Source organism: Adlercreutzia sp. CNCM I-6215 (assembly GCF_977072315.1).
The window spans coordinates 19,626-36,134 of sequence record NZ_CDRVMA010000001.1 but is presented as its reverse complement, the minus strand read 5'-3'; the positions used below and the strand labels follow the sequence as shown (position 1 = coordinate 36,134).

The window sequence follows — 16,509 nt, the reverse complement described above, 5'->3', positions numbered from 1 at the left end:
GGAGGTACGAAGATGACTCAGTACGGATTCTATTTCGACAGCACCCGCTGCACCGGCTGCCGCACCTGCGAGATGGCCTGCAAAGACTACAACGACCTGCCCGCCAACTACGCTTTCCGCCGCGTGTTCGACTACGAGGGTGGCGATTGGAAAGACAACGGTGACGGTACCTTTGAGCCGACGAGCTGGGCCTACCACGTGTCCATGGCCTGCAACCACTGTGCAATGCCGGCCTGCGTGGCCAATTGCCCCCAAGGCGCCTTGGAAAAGGATGCCGATACCGGGCTCGTGTCCCGCGACGAGGAGAAGTGCATTGGCTGCGGCACTTGCGTGAAAAGCTGTCCCTACGAGGTGCCCGTAGTGGACACCGAGACCATGAAATCCGCGAAATGCGACGGCTGCGCCTCCCGCGTGGCCGAGGGCAAGATGCCGATCTGCGTGGACGCCTGTCCGCTTCGGGCCCTCGAGTTCGGGGACATCGAAAAGCTGCGAGCGGCGCACCCCGGCACCGTGGACGGCATTGCCCCCATGGCTCCTCCGGATGCGACGAAGCCCTCTGTGGCCATTCTGGCCTGCCCGGCCGCCAAAGACTGCGGTGACACCACCGGCGCCATCGCGAATCCGAAGGAAGTGGAAAACGCCTAAGGAGCATTCAGGGCCGCCGCGACCCCTCCCTCATAGGCGGCGGCGCGCTTCCGATATGATTGAGGCGTAGCACGGATTCGCCCGATCTACGCCGTTTGAAGGGACTTGGAGACCATGCCGAAGGGATTTTTCTTCGATAACGCGCGCTGCACTGGATGCAGGACCTGCGTCATGGCCTGCAAGGACTACCACGACCATGGGCCCGACGAAGGATTTCGCCGCGTGCTCGACTACGAGGGCGGCGACTGGAACGTAGCAGAGGACGGAACCGTTTCCCAAGACGCCTTCGCCTATCACATTTCTCTGGCCTGCAACCATTGCGCCAGCCCCGCCTGCACCCAGGTATGCCCCACAGGGGCCATGCATCGCGATGAGACGGGGCTTATCTGGCCCGACATCACCAAATGCATCGGTTGCGGCTACTGTACCATGGCCTGCCCCTACCATGCGCCCGTCATCGATAAAGAGCTCAAGCGCTCGAGCAAGTGCGATGGCTGCCGCGAGCGTCTGGCCGCGGGGCAGGCCCCTATCTGCGTGGAGGCCTGCCCCTTGCGCGCCTTGGATTTCGGGGAGAAGGGCGACATCTTCGAGCGCCATGCCGAATGGTGGGACGAGGTGCGCGGCGACATCCTTCCTTTGCCTTCGGAAACGGAGACCGGGCCCAATTTATTCATCCGGCCCTGCCCCGCTGCTGCCCAAGGTCGCAAGGGCGCGCTGGTCAACCGCAAGGAAATCGGCTTATGACAAGCGGCCTCGACAATCTTTCCCTTGCGCTGTTCACCGCCTTGGCCCCTGCAGGCGTCGTAGCTTTCATCATCATGGCTCTGGCGCGCCTATTTGCTATCGACCACGAGCGCGCGGTTCGCATCGACCGCATGATCGCGCTGCCTTTCGCCGTTGCGCTCGTTGGCTTCATCGCCTCGGCAACGCATCTGGGTACGCCGGCCAACGCGCTTCACGTGTTCTCAGGCGTGGGAACCTCTCCGCTTTCCAACGAGGTGCTGGCCGCCGTGATGTTCTTATTCCTGGCTGGATCCTATTGGATGGTCGCCTTCAAGGTGAACTTTCCCGATGCTGCTGCGAAGCCATGGCTGCTCGTCGCTTGCCTTGCAGGAATCGCCCTGCTAGCGTGCACCTCCCAAGCCTACGCCGTGCGCACCGTGCCCACCTGGAACACACCTTATTCACCGGCGAACCTTTTGCTCACGGGCTTATTCGAGGGGACCGTGCTAAGCCAGCTGTTTCTTGCCGCTGCGAAAGTACCCCTATCACGATGGAGTTTTCTCCTTGTGGGCCTGGGGGCGGCGAGCCTTGCTGCCGGCGTCGTCTCCATGCTCGCCCAGAACGCCTATCTGGCCTCAATCGCCAACAATGAGATATCCGCAGCCTCGCTTGCGCCGGGCTACCCCCTTGTCATCGGCATCTTCGCCCTTGTCGGGGCTGGCGCGCTCCTCCTCGACGGCTGGGCCCTGCGACCCCGAGCAACCGAGTGTGCGCGCCTCATCCTGCGTATCGCCGCCGCCATCCTCGCCTTCGCCGCCGTCTTTGCAACACGCATTGTGTTCTACAATCTGCATATGACCGTCGGATTCTAGCCCGCCGAAATCACTGACTTGCTCAGGAGGCTTTCCTTGACCCCATCCGTAGATGTCCTGAACAGCCTGTCATTTGCAGGCGCCACACTATCTCCCCTGTTTCTGCAGGATCCACGCACTGGTAGCGCAGGAGCGCTTTTCGAAGCATTGAGCTTGCTTAACGCCGACGAGGCTACGGCAGAATGGCCTTTGGCCGACAAAACCGAGGCGCAAGAAGGCCTCGATCTTATCGTTGCGGGGCTGAAAGCGAGCCGCGCCACCGAAGCCGACGGGGCTTTCTGCGCCGAAGACAAGCTTGTGGACGAGTACCGAAGACTGTTCATCGGCCCTGCGCAAAAACCGGCGCCGCCTTGGGGCTCCGTCTATACCGACCGGGAGCAAGTCATCTTCGGGGAAAGCACACTGCGTCTGCGGAGCTGGATGCGCCAACACGGCATCGCTCGCCTCGCAGACGACCGCATGCCTGACGACCATATCGGCCTTATGCTCTCGCTGCTCGCCACTTTGACTGAAGAACGCCCCGAGCTGGTAGAAGAGTACTTGTCTGAGCATCTTCTCCCTTGGGCCCCCCATTATCTGGGCCTTCTGGAAGTCTGCGCCGAGCATCCTTTCTATAAAGGGCTCGCCCTTCTCACCAAAGCCACGCTGAAGGGAGCGCAGGACGAGCTGTCGCTTGTCGTGATCGAACCTCGCTTTTATCGCTAAGCGTCGACGGGTAATGTTGCCGTACGAAAAAGGGGCCGCCAAAGCAGCCCCATGCCATCAACAAAATCTCCTGCACCACGGCGAAAGAGTCCCTACGCTGTGGTCTTCACGGCGCCCTTGTCACAGCGGTTGCCCCAGGAGTCGATGATGTCCCTGTCGCGGTAGACGCAGATGACCTCGCAGTGGTTGGCGCACTTCTGGCATTCGATCTCGCGGGTCTTGAAGTCGAAGTCGAGCATCGCCTCGAAGTCGAAGGTGCCGCTTACGAACGGACCCGACTCGGCTCCCGTAATAGGGCCGGCATCGGCGGCAAGCAGCGCCACGCCGAAAGCGCCCATGAGGTGCCCGTCCGGATCCACCGCCACGGGCATCCCCAGCTGCTCCTCGAAGGCGTGCACCACCCCAGCGTTCTTGGAAACGCCGCCCTGGAACACCACGGGCGCGGCGATCTTCTTGCCCTTGCCCACGTTGTTCAGGTAGTTCGACGCCACAGCGTTGCACAAGCCGGCGATGATGTCCTCGCGCGCGTAGCCCACCTGGATCTTGTGCACGAGATCGCTCTCGGCGAACACGGTGCAGCGGGCGGCGATGTTGGCCGGCTTGGTGGAAGTGAGCGCGATGTCGCCGAACTCCTCTACCTCCACGCCCAAGCGGTGCGCCTGCGACGACAGAAACGAGCCGGTGCCCGCGGCGCACAAGGTGTTCATGGCGTAGTCCACCGCGATGCCGTCGGACACGCAGATGATCTTGGAATCCTGGCCGCCGATCTCCAGAATGGTGCGCACGTCCGGGTGCAGATGGGTGGTGCCCACGGCATGGGCGGTGATCTCGTTCTTGATCACGGAAGCCCCCAGCATGGCCCCCACGAGACGCCGCGCGCTGCCCGTCGTGCCAGCGCCGACGATATCCACCCCCGCGCCTTCCACCTGGCGCTCCAGCTCGCGCACGACATTCTTCGACGCCTCGGTCGGGTTGCCCTCGGTCCACAAATACGAACGCGCGATGATGGCGCGGTTCTCGTCGATGATCACGCCCTTCGTGGAAATGGAGCCGATGTCGATGCCGAGATAACCCTTTGTCATTTGCTCTTCTCCTTCTTCATGGAAAGCATGTCGTAGAACGCCTCGAGGCGCGTGTCCAGGCCGGTGTCGGAGGTCTGGGAGTCGTAGGTAAGGTACAGCACGGGCACCGAGTAGTCCTCGCTCACCTTCTGCAGCACGGGGATGCAGTCGATCTCCGGCGTGCACCCGGCGCTCTTCGCGTGGATGAGGCCGTCGAAGCCCCCCGCAGCGTACTTCTTCGCCGCCGCCACGGTGAGCGTGGAGGTGGGCCCCATGTCATAGGTCAGGTAGTCTTTCGCCCCCACGCGCAGGTTCGGCTCGTTGTAGCGAAGGTAGCGGTTCGTGAAGTTCAACATGCGGTGCACTTCCACGCCCATGGCGACGAGCTTGTGGTCGAGCCCTAGGTTGCTGCGCTCGTCGATGGCCGTAAACATCTCGCCGACGATGCCGATGCGGATGGGATCGGCGGGCTTGTCCAGCGGAATGGCGCGGAAGGCGGCCATGGCCTCGCGGTACGCCTCATTGATGTCGCGCTCGTCCAGGCAGGTGCGCATGGCGTCCATCGCCGACACCCAGGCGGCGTCGAAGGCCCCGCGCTCCATCTCGAAACCGGCGTTGGCCAGGTAGAAGTCGCGCAGGGAGTCCAAGTGCTCGATCATCTTCGCCACGGCCTTCAGCTTCACCACGCCGTGGGGAACGTCGATGTTCGGGTTCACCGTCTTCAGCACTTCCTTGGCCCAGCCGATGTACCCCAGTTCGATGCCCCGGGCAAAGTTCATCATGATGAACTCGTAGCCCATGTCCCGCAAGATGGACTCCTGCAGCTCGCCGTAATAGCCCAGCCGGCACGGGCCGCCGAACTGGATGAGGATGTCGGCGCCCAAATCGAGCGCCTCGGCGAAATCGCCCAGGATGTGCTTGAAAGGCGTGCACACGTAATCGCTCGAGTTCTGGACGCCCACCTCGCTGGCGGCGCGGGTGGCCTCGGGCAGGGGCAGGTAGTCCACGTCGAGCACCTGCTCGCAGAAGAACTTGAACGCCGGATCGTAGTAGCAGTAGCGGAAGAACGCCGCCTTGGTGTACTTATGGTGCTTGGCCTTGTGCTTGGCGGCTTTGGCGGCCTTGCGGTCGGCCAGAAGCGTCGGGGCATGGCGCCGCTCCAGCTCAACAGCCACCGAGGAGCGCACCTGCTCGATGAGGGCCTGGGGCTTACTCATGGACATAGCCTCCCTTCTGCTGGAAGCGCAGGATGTCGACGAAGCTCTCTACGCGAGTCTCCACGCCGGCGGTGCCGGACTGCGCATCGATCATCAGGTTCAGAATCGGCGTGCCCTGGATGCAGCGCATGATGGCGTCGTCGGTCATGGAGTCGGGGCCGCAGGGGAAGGCGCTGATGAGCACGATGCCGTCGATGTCATCCTGCGCCAGGAGGATAGAGCCTATGAGCTCGCGGTTGATGAGCCACGGCATGGTGCCGGAGAACTCGAAGCTCTTCTTGTAGGCGCGCTCGTGATCCATGGCGTCGGCGTAGACGACCGTGGCGCCCATCTCCTCGAGCGAATCGATGACCGCGCCGGAGAGGTACGGATCGTGGGAAATGTAGGGGTGGGCCACCACGAGGATGCCAAGCGGGCGCGCGACCGCATCGTCGCCGGCCGCGGCGGCGGCATCGGCGGCCCGGCGCTCGTCGACCAGGCGGCGCAGCGTGCGCTCCTGGGCGGTGGCCAGCGCCTCGTCGTGGGCGCGCTGGGCGTCCCAGGCGGCCTTGAAGGCAGCGCGGGCGTCCTTGGGCGCGACGCCCATGCGGGCGGCCATGTCGCAGAAGGCGCGGCGCACGTCCTTCGCCTTCCGGGCATTTTGCACCTCGCAGGAGATGACGCGCAGCTTGTCGTCGCGGAAGGTGTTGCGCACCATATCGGTGGCCGACTGGAACTTCGTGCAGAACCCGCTGCGGTGGTCGCTCGTCGGATAGCAGGGCACGAAGACGGCGTCGCAGCGGCCCGCAAGGCTTTCCACGTGCCCGATGAACACCTTCGAGGCCAGGCAGCACTCGTCCACGGAAAGACGATCGCCCCCATCGGCGATGGCCTTGTCCGTCGGGTCGCTCACCACCACGGTGCGCCCGATGGATTCGAAGAACGTGGTCCACAGCACGCCGAAGCGATAGAACAGAAGCGCGCGGGGAATGCCCACCACCTGCACATCGGCCCAATCTGTCGTTTGGGGCACGGGCAACCTCCTCAGGTATCGAGGCGCCGGCCGAGCGGCCCGGCGCGAATAAGCAGTACCGGCAATCATAGCACAGCGCCCCTTGAACCTTCGTCCAAGGGGCGCTGTCTGCACATTTCGAAATGCTGTCCGCTATTCCACGTGGATCTCGAGGGCCTTCACGCCCGCCGGCGACTAGGACGTGGCGAACGACTCCTCCAGGGGACCCTTCACATCGGCCTTGCGGCCAATGAGGCTCTTGCCGTTGTCGTCGAGGCCCGAGGTGGCCACGGCGATGGTGGTCAGCCGGTACTGGGTGCCGTTCAGATTCATGTCGAGCGGCCGGGTGAGCTTCAGCACCAGCTGCACGCTGCCGTTGGCGTTGTCCGTCGTGCCCTTATTGGTGTAGTTGTTGCCGGAGGAAAGGCCCGCAGCGTCTTCCACCGCCTGAAGTGTCCCCGACAGCGACACCGAGTCTCCGAACTTGACGTTGCCGATGTTCTCGGGCTCGGTGTTGGCGGGATCGACCGATGCCGGCGAATCCGTGCCCTCGGCCGGAGCGACGGGAATCTGGTTCGTCTGCGTGTCGATCTGCCCCGCATCGGCCACCGTGACAAGCCAGCCCTCGGTGTTGGACCAGGCCACGTTCAGCGTCACCGTGGAGGTGCGCAGCTCGCTCGTCTTCACGCCGTCGGCCTCGCTTTCCACGGTCTTCGAAAGATCCACGGTGATAGGGCCGCCGTCGATGGTGAGATCGGAGGTGGTCTTCACGATGGACGCATCAACCATGGCCTCCCCGTAGGTGGGGTCGTTGGTCGCGAGGATGTCGTTCAGATTGGCCAAGATGTCGTTGGCGTTGGCGCTGGCCAAAGGCACCGCCGCCGCCTCTCCCACCACCAAGTCGCCGGGAACCCACGTCTCGCCGGCATCGGAGTACTCGAAGGGCAGCGTCACGGGCACGTTGATCTCGACGCCCTTGTTCTTGAAGGTGGCCGTGGCAGTGGCCTCGCAGGTGACGATCTGGTTGCCCGGCGTGCCCAAGTTCGTGGGCTCGTTCAGCACGATGTCGCTGAACTTCGGGCCGATGAGCGCGTCTTGGGAGACATAGGCGTACTGCGAGATGTCCGGCGCGTCCATGGCCACCTCGTCGAAGGCGGCGATGACGCGGGCGTCGGACAGCGGCACCCGCTGGGTCTCCTCGGCGACCGGCTGCTTGTTGAAGAAGCCGGAGGTGAACAGATAGGTGAGCACGCCGGCGGCTACGAGCACGCAGATGATAAGACCAACGATGACGGCCGTGCGCTGGCCCTTCTTCACGTCGCGGGGCTGAGCGGCCTCGACGTTGCCGTAATCGTCCCCGGCACTCTGGATGAACGCCGCAGCGGCGGCTTTCGCGGCGGCGGCCTTCTTGGCCTCGGCGGCCGCGCGGGGGGAAAGACCCTCGTCGGGGGCGGAATCGGCCGGAGAGGCGCTGCGCGGATCGAGTTCAGTCATAATTCCTCCTGAGAAAGCAGACCGCCATTATGCGGCCTTAGCCTCGCAGTATACTGTATTTGACTCGATGTCGGCTAGAGCAGCGAAAGAACTATTGGACAGATTTCCCCAGGTTGCCGGCGATGACGACGCAAATCGCCATGAGCAACAGGTTGAAGATGAGCGACGTGGGAAGCTGACCGCCCGTGGCATAGCACAGTCCCAACCCGAACACCGAGGCGACCACGCCGGCCAAAGCGAGGCTGCGCAGGGCCGCCACGCGCCCCGGGTTGCGCGAGGCCGCGCGCCCGAGAACCCCCGCCGCAATGGTAATGCCGTTGGCCACCGCAGCGGCAATGCCCAGCACAAAGGCAGAAAGCGGAAGCCCCGTCGTAGCGCCCGCCCCGTCGGCAAGAGCCCCGTAGATCACCACGCCGCCCACGGCGAGTCCGAACAGGCCGCAAATCATCAGCAGGTACGAGAACATGCGCAGATACCATGAAATGGTGCTTGTCTGTTCGACTGCCACCAGCGCTCCTTTCAGCCTGCTGCCCTGCGGGCAATGTGACGGACGCCCCTCAAGCTTGCGGGCTTGTTGTGGGCTTGCCGCCTGAAGATGGGGGTCATGATACCATAGGCCCATGGATCCGACGGTTCTTCAACAAACCCCCTTGCAGCCCTCGCCCGGCATCGGAGACGGCAGCAAAAGCGAGCGCACTCCCCTGGCGCTTCGCGTGTTCGGCGCCCTGCTCATGGCCGGGGGCGTGGCCGTCGTGCCCGAAGTGATCCACACGCTCGCCCAAATGGGAACCATCTTCGTCGAGAAGACCTACACCGACGACTCGCTGCTCACCATCATCCTGTACGTCACGCTCGCGCTGTCCGCCTGCTTCTGCGCCCTGGCCTCCGGTGTTCTCGGCTTCCGCCTCCTGCGCGGCAACCGCCGGCGCGCCCGCCTCATCGCCGAGGCCGTGGCTATAGGGCTCGTCGTCGCCTTCTCCGCCGATCTGCTGCTGTTCGGCGTGAACCCGGGCCTGTGGTTCCTCGGCGCCTGCGCCCTCATCCTCATCGCGGCCCACGTCTGGGTGGACCCGTCGCTGTCCGGCGAGCGCGAGCTGCAGCGGCGGCTGCGACTCATGCAAACGCGCGAGGAGGCCGAGGACGGCACCCTCGGTCTGGACAAGACCGGCCGCGGCTATATCGAGCTGGACTTCTTCAACCTGTTCTGGATCTTCGTCATCGCCTCGGTGGCCGGGGTGGTCATCGAGTCCATCTACCACGTGCTCGTGGTCGACTTCGGCCACTACGAGGATCGCGCCGGCCTTCTGTGGGGGCCCTTCTCCCCCATTTACGGCTTCGGCGCCGTGCTCATGACGCTGGCGCTCAACCGCTTCCACAACGCGCCCATCCCCGTGGTGTTCCTCGTTAGCGCCGTCATCGGGGGCGCCTTTGAGTACTTCGTCAGCTGGTTCATGGAATACGCCTTCGGCGCCATCGCCTGGGACTATACCGGCACCTTTCTCAACATCAACGGTCGCACCAACTTCATGTTCATGTGCATGTGGGGGGCCCTTGGCGTGGTGTGGGTGAAGCTGGCCCTGCCGGCACTTTTGCACACGGTGAACCTCATCCCGTGGCGCTGGCGCTACTCGATTACGGCGCTGTGCGCGGCGCTCATGATCTTCGACGGCGCCATGACGCTCGTGGCCCTCGACTGCTGGTACTCGCGCTTGGCAGGCGCAGCGCCCGACAACGCGCTCGAGCAGTTCTGCGCCGAGCAGTTCGACAACCAGTGGATGGAAAACCGCTTCGAATCGATGAGCATCCACCCCGATGCCGCCCATCGCTCATCCTAGGAGATTTTCGTGACTGAAGACCCGTACGACATCCTCGGCGTTCCCCGCACGGCCACGTCCGACGAGATAAAGAAGGCCTATCGCAAGAAGGCGCGGGAGAACCACCCGGATTTGAACCCGGACGACCCCGAGGCCGAGGAGCGCCTGAAGAAGATCAACGAGGCCTACGACCGCATCACGAACCCGGAGAAGTACGCCCGCGAGGATGCCCGGCGCTACCGGTCGCCCTACAACCCCACCTACACCGGCTACGGCACGCCGGGCGGCAATCCCTTCGGCAGCTCCGGCCCTGGCAATCCCTACGGCGGCGGCTCGGCGCCCGGCGGCGGGTACCAGTACCAGTGGGTGGAAATCAACTGGGAGGACTTGTTCAACACCTGGAACCAGGCCTCCTCGGTGCCGCGGCCGGAGGTATCGACCACCGATTCGGCCGAGCTGCGCCAAGCGGTGCTGTTCATCGACGGCGGCAACTACAAAGCGGCCCTCACGGTGCTCGCGGCCCTGCCCATCAAGGAGCGCACGGCCCGCTGGCACTATCTGGCGGCGCTGGCCAACTACGGCGCCGGCAACACCGTGGCCGCCGTGGACCAGATCCGCACCGCCCGCAAGGCCGATCCCACCAACGGCGACTACCGCCAGGCCGAGGCCGTCATCGGCGCCCGCGCCCGCACCTACCAGCAGGAAAGCGAGAGCCGCGGCTTCGGCGGCTGCGTGGACCCGAGCTCGCTGTGCTGCTGCCTCATGTGCGGGCCGGCCCTCTGCCAACCGTTCCTGTTCTGCCTGTAGTTTATTAGTAGCGCGGAACGTCGAGCGTCGTCCACTCGGGGGCGTAGCGGGCGACCCAGTGGGCCACGCCGCGGATGGCCACGGCCTCGGCGAAGGTTTCCGCCACCGACAGCACCACGTACAGGATGAGCGTGCAGAAAATCATCGGGCCGGCCAGGGCGGCGATGAGCGACATGATCTGCGCGAAGGAGGGATCGGCCGCACCGCCGATGGCGGCGATCGTGGGCGCGGCACCCATGATGCAGAGGAACATGATCGAGAACACCACGATGCTCAGCACGAGCGAGATGCCGATGACAATGGCCATGGGGATGAGCGTCACCGCGAACAGCTGGCCCCAGTTGCGGCGCGCCTTCTCCCAGATGTCCTTCACGTTGAAGCCATCGCCCAGGCTCTGCCCCATGATCATGCGCATCTGCATGATGATGCCGGCCACATAGGTGGCGAGGGAAACGGCGATGGAGACAACCCAGCCGATGAAGGGAATCCAGCCGAAGATGCCGCCGATGATGCCGCCAATCAGGCCCACCACCAGCGTCAGTACGAAGGCGTAGAAGCCGTATTCGAAGTTCTTGCCCGTCACGATTTTTTGGGGCAAGAGGCTGCGGCCGCCGAAGGGCACCTCGCGGGACCAGAACAGAAGGTAGCCGGCCACGACGAAGTTCAGAATCGGCACGCACATGATGAGGCCGAGCACCAACAGCCGGCTCACGTAGTTCGGCGTCGCCTTCACGTCTTCCCAGGCGGCCTTCAGGCAGCTGGTGGCGTAGGCGGGCGCGGGCTGGGTCGGGGGCGTGTAGTTCATCGGATCCATGGGAACCTCCTCTTTCCGGAGTCGAAACGCCTGCACCTTGCGGCGGCCAAAGCGCGGCGCAAACCAGAGGCACTCCGACTCGAATGGCGTTGGGGCTATTGTGACACCATTCCCCTTTTGACACCGAATCAGTGGGAAAATTGTCACCTAATTCCGCAAGAATTAAGCAAGCTTGAAGGAGTCCCTGAAGAGCAGACTTCTACATCTCGCGCTTCTCCACCACCGTGTAGACAGGAAGGATGCTCGCCTTCACCACGCGATAGCAGAGAATGGCAGTAATGGGCATCCCCAAGCACAGAAGCGTGCCCACCTTGAAGGAGGCCATGGTGCCGAAGGTGTCAATGAGGGCGCCGGCCACGGTGGGCCCGAAGGCGGCCCCGCAGGTATAGCCAGCATTGAGCCACGTGATGGCCTCGGTGAGGCGCGCGTCGGGCACGGCGCGCTCGCAAACGCCGTTGGCCACGATGAGCAGAGGCGCGTAGGTGCACGCGCCCAGCAGCGCCACCACCATCAGCGTGGGCGCCGAATCGATAAGGAACATGGTGCCGAAGGACAGGCCGACGGCGCAGGCGGCCACCACGAGCTGCTTGGGCAGAGGCGCCCGCAGACGCACCATGCCGAACAGAAAGCCCGCCGTCATGGACACCGCCCCCGAGGCCATAAGGACCGCACCGGCGAAATCGGGGCTGTTCAAGTCCTCGGAAAGCGACACTGTGGCCGTATCGAACAGGCCGAGGAACGACCCGGCGAAGGCGTAGATCACGAACAGCACGCGCACCGCCTCGGAGGTGGCAAGCAGGCTCTTCGAAGGCACGGAGGCTGCCGAAGCGACGGCAGCCGCCCCCTCGGCGAGCGCGCCCTTCGAAGCGGCCGCACCGTCTCCCGCCACATCGGCGACGGCATCGGCGGCATCAGCGACATCGACGATATCGGCATCGTTCCCCGCAGCCCCAGCCTGCGACCAACCGGGATGCGGCTCGGTGCTCTTGGCCGTGCACAAAAGCACAACCCCGACGGCAAAGGCGACACCGCCGCACACCATGCCCGCCACCGGGGCGATGGCGGCAGCGAGCGCGATGGAGATGGACGGGCTGAAGATGAACGCCATGTCGTCCAGCACGCTCTCGTAGGAGAACATCGTACGCAAATCGGGGGCCGCCTCGCCCAAACGGCCAGAGCGGATGAGGTAGGTCCACCGGGCGCGGGCCATGGCCTGGGGGCTTGGGAAGAACCCCACCAGCAGCGCCCCTACGAACAGGGGCCATACCGGCCCGTGCAGCGCCACGTTCGCAATCAGAACAACAAGGCCCAGAAGCGACACGGCCGCGGCCTTGGGCACCACGGCCGACTGGCCGCGCTCGTCGATGCGCTTCGACACCCGAGGCGTCACCACGAAGATGGACAACGCAATGAGCGAGGAGGACAGCCCTGCCGTGAGAAAAGAGTAACCCGACAGCGTGATCATCGTGACCACGCCGATATTCAGCATGCTGCCGAAAAAGCGCATGAGCAAACACGCGATATCGAAGGGGTACGCCTCGCGCACGCTCAGCACTTTCTTGTAGACCCCCGGACTGACCGCCGCCACGTTCCACCTCCTTCATCGTCCCGTAGTCACGTCGTACTGCCTAGAGTAGCACGGCGCCGCAGGTGACGGAAGGGGCGGCTCCAAGAAACCGAAGGCCCCCTTGGACGCGCCCACAAGCCCGGCGCAGCCTTTCGCCCCTCTCGGTGCCCGAAACGCGCAAACGGCCCCACAGCCAGGGCAGGCTGCGGGGCCTAAAAGAGGCGGCCGCCGGGCAAGCGGCCGATCCGCCGGAACGAGGCGGCAGCTGGCACCTCAGAGGGAGCTGGCCCGAAAGAAGGGGCACGAGCCAGCGTCAACCAACCAGCTACCGAATCTCGTCCAGGGGTATGCCATTATAATCGTGGGCCGTGAAGAACAGGATAACGCCGGCCACCGCGCTGATGGCCATCATATAAAAAGCTGGCATGAGCCCGTTGCCCGTGGCGTCGATGAGCGCCGTGGCCACAAACGACGCCGTGCCGCCGAACACCACGTAGGCGATGTTCGAACCTAAGGCCGCGCCGGTGTAGCGCACTTCCGTGGGGAACATCTCCGCCTGATAGCAGGCGATGTTCGCATCGTTGAGCGATAGCGTCACGCACATGATGAGCTCGGCCACAATCACGATGGGCAGCGACGCCGTCCCCAGCATGAGGAAGCAGGGAATGGAAAGCACGATGAAGGCGACGCATGCGGTGAGCAGCATACGCCGACGCCCCACTTTATCGGACAGCGTGCCCGAGCCGAAGATGATGAGCAGATATGCAATGAGCGCGATGTCGGTGGCCAGCTGCGCCTGGGACGCCTCCATTGAGGTGTAGCTCGTCAGGTACGTCGGCAGATAGGTGAGCACCAGGTAAAATCCCACCGCGTTCACCATAGTAGCGGCAACGGAGGACAGCAGGCGCTTGCGGTACTTCTTGAACACCAAGTGCGTCGGATGCTCCGCCTCCTTGTTCCCCTCTTCCATCTTCACGAAAGCCGGAGAGTCTTCCAGCTTGGTGCGGATGTAGTGGGCGATGAAGCCGAGTGGGCCAGCCAGAAGAAACGGAATGCGCCAGCCCCACTCAATAATGGCGGCCTCGGGCAGAACCATTTTCAGCACAAGGGCCATCGTGGAGCCCGCCAGCAGGCCCGTGGCCGTCGATGCGGGGACGAGCGAGCAATAGCGGCCGCGCTTCTCAGGCGGGGCGTACTCGGCCAGAAACACGGCGGCACCCGAGTACTCGCCAGCCACTGAAAACCCTTGCACGCTGCGCAGCACGAGCAACAGGATGGGAGAGGCCAGGCCAATGGCCTGGTAGGACGGCAGACAGCCGATGAGGAAAGCGGCACCGGACATCAGCAGAACCGAGATGGCCAGCGACTGTTTGCGACCTTTTTTGTCGCCCATGCTTCCCCAGAACATGGCGCCGAGCGGGCGGAAGATAAAGGCCAGGGCGAAGATGGCGAAGGCCATCAAAGTGGAGTTCACCTCGGAGCCGGGAAAGAAGACCTGGCCAATCGTAATGGCGAAGTACGTGTAGGTGGCATAATCGAACCACTCGATGAAGTTTCCCAGAAACGACGAGGCGGCAACGCGCTTCAAATCGCTGTGGGGCTCGTGAGCAACAGGGGCGACCTCAGCCGCGGCATCGTTAGTCCTCATGGAAATCACCTGCTCCGCTGAATTCATCCTCGATGGCGATGACCATATTGGCCACGGCAACGTCACGCAGGATGATGCCCTTTTCGCGCGTAGAGGCACCAGGATGCGACAGGCAGCCCGAAGGGGGCGTGTAGTCGGCCACAATGGGCAGCACATCGTAATTGGGAAGCTCGGCGGGCAACCCCGTGTACAGCGCGGGATCGATGCGGTCCATGTCCACCAAATCGGGATAGAACAAGAGCATGAGGGACGTCTCCATCACGCCAGCATGTTCCAAATCCCAACCCGTGAAACCATCGGGGTACAACTCCTGGATGGTGGCATCGTCAACGAAATCCCAGTAGGACAAAAGCTGGATTTTCACGTTCTTGATGCCCTCGGCCGACGCCTTCTCGAGAGCCAGCTCGGCGCCTTCGAAGATAAACTGGTAGTTCTCGTAATGGCCGTTCATGAACACGATCTTGCGAGCGCCGTCCTCGATGAGGCTATAGCAGATATCGCGGGCCAAAGAGATGATCGTAGTACCCGACAGCGAAGTCGTGCCCGACAGGTGGAACCCGCCGCCGCTGCGCTGCTGGGAACGATAGCCGAAATTGATGGCCGAGCACACGATACCCTCGAGCGCGCCGTCCGTATCGGCCGTGAGCGCCTCAGCGGTCGCGCCGGCCATGGCCTTGGTAAGAGCGGCGTCCACGCACATGGCCATATGGCTGCCATGCTGTTCGAGCGCACCAACGGGGATGAAGACGACGGCATCCTTCGCGAGCTTCTCGCGGTAGGTAAAGGCGTCCATCTCTTCCATGAATACAGAGTTTTTCATAGTCACTCCTTGAAAGCAGGGGCCTTCTCTCCCAAAAAGACCCATTTGGCAAGTGCGTAAGCGGAGGGCCGGACTCTCACTTCCCCAGCCAGACCCTCCGCGAAAGCAGGGGACTTAGCGGTCGTCGGCGTCGGGATGGTCCCGATCGTAAGCGTCGGCAGCTTTCTGGGCGCCGTCGGCCATAGCAGCCAGCTTCGGATCCATTCCATCCGGGTTCGCATCGATGAAGCCCGCACCGCCGGCTCCCACTTGGGCCGCCAGGGCCACTTCGCCATCAACAGCGGCATCGTCGACTTCTTTGTTCGCCGCACTGGTGGTGAAGACGATCTGGCTCACGCCGCCGATAACGATGAGCGCGCCGCCAATAAGCTGGAAGGCGGTCAGGGTCTCGCCGAACAGGCACAGGCCCAGAAGCGACGCCATGATGGTCTCTTGATAGGAGATGGCAGCCAGCTCGCCGGCCTTCAGGCGCTTGGTGGCATGGGTGAGCAGATAGAACGCGCCGAAGCCGGTGATGAGAGCGGCGGCAATCAGCCACAGCCAGGAATCGAGCGGCATGGTGAACAGGTTCCAGGGGTGCGTGATGATCTGGCCAGCGGCGTCGACCTGCGTTACGCCATTCACTTTCTCGGTATAGGACAGCGGCTGCAGGCAGAAGTTGTGCCACAGAAGCAGCACGAGAATGGCCAGCGATGCGAACAGGAAGTTCCACCAGGAGCGCACGTTCGAGTCGCAATCCTCGCGATAGCGCGAGAAGAACAAATAGAGGCCGTAGGCGACACCCGATGCGAAGGCAATGGCGTTGCCGAAGGTATAGGTGGGATCGAGATCGAGCGTCAGGCCCTCGGGAGTGACGATGCCCACGATGAACAGCATGCCGACTACCACGGCGATGATGCAAAGAATGCCACGCCAATCAATCTTTTCCTTGAGGAAGATCGCCGCAAGGATCGTCGAGTAAATGGGGCCGGTGTAAATGAGGAACGACGCGTTCGCCAACGTCGTGTACTGGGTGGACAGGCAGTACAGGCCGGAAAGCAGCCCCAAGAAGATGCCCGAGAGCAACATCATGCCCGAGAACCGCGTGGCCTTCACCTTCTTGAAGCCGCCGATAAACAAGAAGATGATCGTGAGCGCAATAAGGCCCGCGAAGTTGCGCCAGAACGACACGAAGTCGCCTGGGGCGTCAATGAAGCGCGTGAACGCTCCGATGCCGCCCATCAAAGATGACGAGCAGAACATCATGATAAATCCGATGAGCTTGTACTTCGCCCTTTCGTTCATAGGAACCCTCTTCCCATTCGATTTCGAAGACGCCTCATTGGAAGCAC

Annotated in this window: 16 protein-coding genes; 6 read left to right on the top strand and 10 right to left on the bottom strand. The window is 63.3% G+C overall.

Features of this window, described 5'->3' with window-relative positions; genetic code table 11:
* Positions 1-12 precede the first annotated feature (12 nt).
* The 4 genes from ACW4LP_RS00160 to dmsD all read left to right on the top strand — a co-directional run bounded on the left by ACW4LP_RS00160 (position 13) and on the right by dmsD (position 2,945).
* Positions 13-645, top strand: a complete 633-nt coding sequence (locus tag ACW4LP_RS00160; protein WP_022739171.1) for a DMSO/selenate family reductase complex B subunit — start codon at positions 13-15, stop codon at positions 643-645.
* 114 nt (positions 646-759) lie between these two features.
* Positions 760-1,389 carry a 4Fe-4S dicluster domain-containing protein gene (locus ACW4LP_RS00155; RefSeq protein ID WP_022739168.1) on the top strand — a complete coding sequence of 210 codons (630 nt, stop codon included), beginning with the start codon at positions 760-762 and terminating at the stop codon, positions 1,387-1,389.
* Positions 1,386-2,240, top strand: coding sequence for a dimethyl sulfoxide reductase anchor subunit family protein (locus ACW4LP_RS00150; protein WP_022739165.1), 855 nt, complete (start codon positions 1,386-1,388; stop codon positions 2,238-2,240). The genes ACW4LP_RS00155 and ACW4LP_RS00150 overlap by 4 nt, the downstream gene beginning before the upstream one ends.
* A 36-nt stretch (positions 2,241-2,276) precedes the next feature.
* Positions 2,277-2,945 (top strand): Tat proofreading chaperone DmsD, encoded by a 669-nt coding sequence (gene dmsD, locus ACW4LP_RS00145; protein WP_231699571.1) that lies wholly within the window; start codon positions 2,277-2,279, stop codon positions 2,943-2,945.
* 92 nt (positions 2,946-3,037) lie between these two features.
* Here dmsD and ACW4LP_RS00140 read toward each other — a convergent pair whose 3' ends face one another.
* The 5 genes from ACW4LP_RS00140 to ACW4LP_RS00120 form a co-directional block, all read right to left on the bottom strand.
* Entirely contained in the window at positions 3,038-4,027 is a 990-nt protein-coding gene (locus ACW4LP_RS00140; RefSeq protein ID WP_157012711.1) for an acyl-CoA dehydratase activase, read from the bottom strand.
* Positions 4,024-5,223 carry a hypothetical protein gene (locus tag ACW4LP_RS00135; protein ID WP_232325713.1) on the bottom strand — a complete coding sequence of 400 codons (1,200 nt, stop codon included), beginning with the start codon at positions 5,221-5,223 and terminating at the stop codon, positions 4,024-4,026. The genes ACW4LP_RS00140 and ACW4LP_RS00135 overlap by 4 nt, the downstream gene beginning before the upstream one ends.
* Complete coding sequence (locus ACW4LP_RS00130) at positions 5,216-6,235, bottom strand: acyl-CoA dehydratase activase-related protein (RefSeq protein WP_237974463.1); 1,020 nt, start codon at positions 6,233-6,235, stop codon at positions 5,216-5,218. Before ACW4LP_RS00130 ends, ACW4LP_RS00135 begins: the two co-directional genes overlap by 8 nt.
* Before the next feature lie 174 nt (positions 6,236-6,409).
* The gene (locus ACW4LP_RS00125; protein WP_161127902.1) at positions 6,410-7,708 is read right to left on the bottom strand and encodes a hypothetical protein; all 1,299 of its coding nucleotides are present in this window, start codon (positions 7,706-7,708) and stop codon (positions 6,410-6,412) included.
* Between the two features lie 91 nt (positions 7,709-7,799).
* The gene (locus tag ACW4LP_RS00120) at positions 7,800-8,216 is read right to left on the bottom strand and encodes a hypothetical protein (protein ID WP_161127903.1); all 417 of its coding nucleotides are present in this window, start codon (positions 8,214-8,216) and stop codon (positions 7,800-7,802) included.
* A 112-nt stretch (positions 8,217-8,328) separates the two neighbouring features.
* Here ACW4LP_RS00120 and ACW4LP_RS00115 point away from each other — a divergent pair, with 112 nt between their 5' ends.
* Together ACW4LP_RS00115 and ACW4LP_RS00110 are read left to right on the top strand one after the other, a co-directional pair.
* On the top strand, positions 8,329-9,543 hold the full coding sequence (locus ACW4LP_RS00115) for a putative ABC transporter permease (protein ID WP_157012715.1): 1,215 nt from the start codon (positions 8,329-8,331) through the stop codon (positions 9,541-9,543).
* 9 nt (positions 9,544-9,552) lie between these two features.
* A complete protein-coding gene (locus ACW4LP_RS00110) occupies positions 9,553-10,329 on the top strand; it encodes a DnaJ domain-containing protein (protein WP_302404994.1) in 777 nt (258 codons plus the stop codon).
* A 4-nt stretch (positions 10,330-10,333) separates the two neighbouring features.
* Here the strand turns inward: ACW4LP_RS00110 and ACW4LP_RS00105 are convergent, their stop codons facing one another.
* The 5 genes from ACW4LP_RS00105 to ACW4LP_RS00085 all read right to left on the bottom strand — a co-directional run bounded on the left by ACW4LP_RS00105 (position 10,334) and on the right by ACW4LP_RS00085 (position 16,462).
* A complete protein-coding gene (locus ACW4LP_RS00105) occupies positions 10,334-11,143 on the bottom strand; it encodes a DUF4013 domain-containing protein (protein ID WP_302404995.1) in 810 nt (269 codons plus the stop codon).
* Positions 11,144-11,342: 199 nt separating this feature from the next.
* Positions 11,343-12,731, bottom strand: a complete 1,389-nt coding sequence (locus tag ACW4LP_RS00100; RefSeq protein WP_455803353.1) for an MFS transporter — start codon at positions 12,729-12,731, stop codon at positions 11,343-11,345.
* 304 nt (positions 12,732-13,035) lie between these two features.
* Positions 13,036-14,358: an MFS transporter gene (locus ACW4LP_RS00095; RefSeq protein ID WP_157012718.1), complete on the bottom strand. Its 1,323-nt coding sequence runs from the start codon at positions 14,356-14,358 to the stop codon at positions 13,036-13,038.
* On the bottom strand, positions 14,348-15,178 hold the full coding sequence (locus ACW4LP_RS00090; protein WP_114548955.1) for a creatininase: 831 nt from the start codon (positions 15,176-15,178) through the stop codon (positions 14,348-14,350). Before ACW4LP_RS00090 ends, ACW4LP_RS00095 begins: the two co-directional genes overlap by 11 nt.
* A 114-nt stretch (positions 15,179-15,292) precedes the next feature.
* Positions 15,293-16,462: a DMT family transporter gene (locus ACW4LP_RS00085; protein ID WP_114548954.1), complete on the bottom strand. Its 1,170-nt coding sequence runs from the start codon at positions 16,460-16,462 to the stop codon at positions 15,293-15,295.
* Positions 16,463-16,509 lie beyond the last annotated feature (47 nt).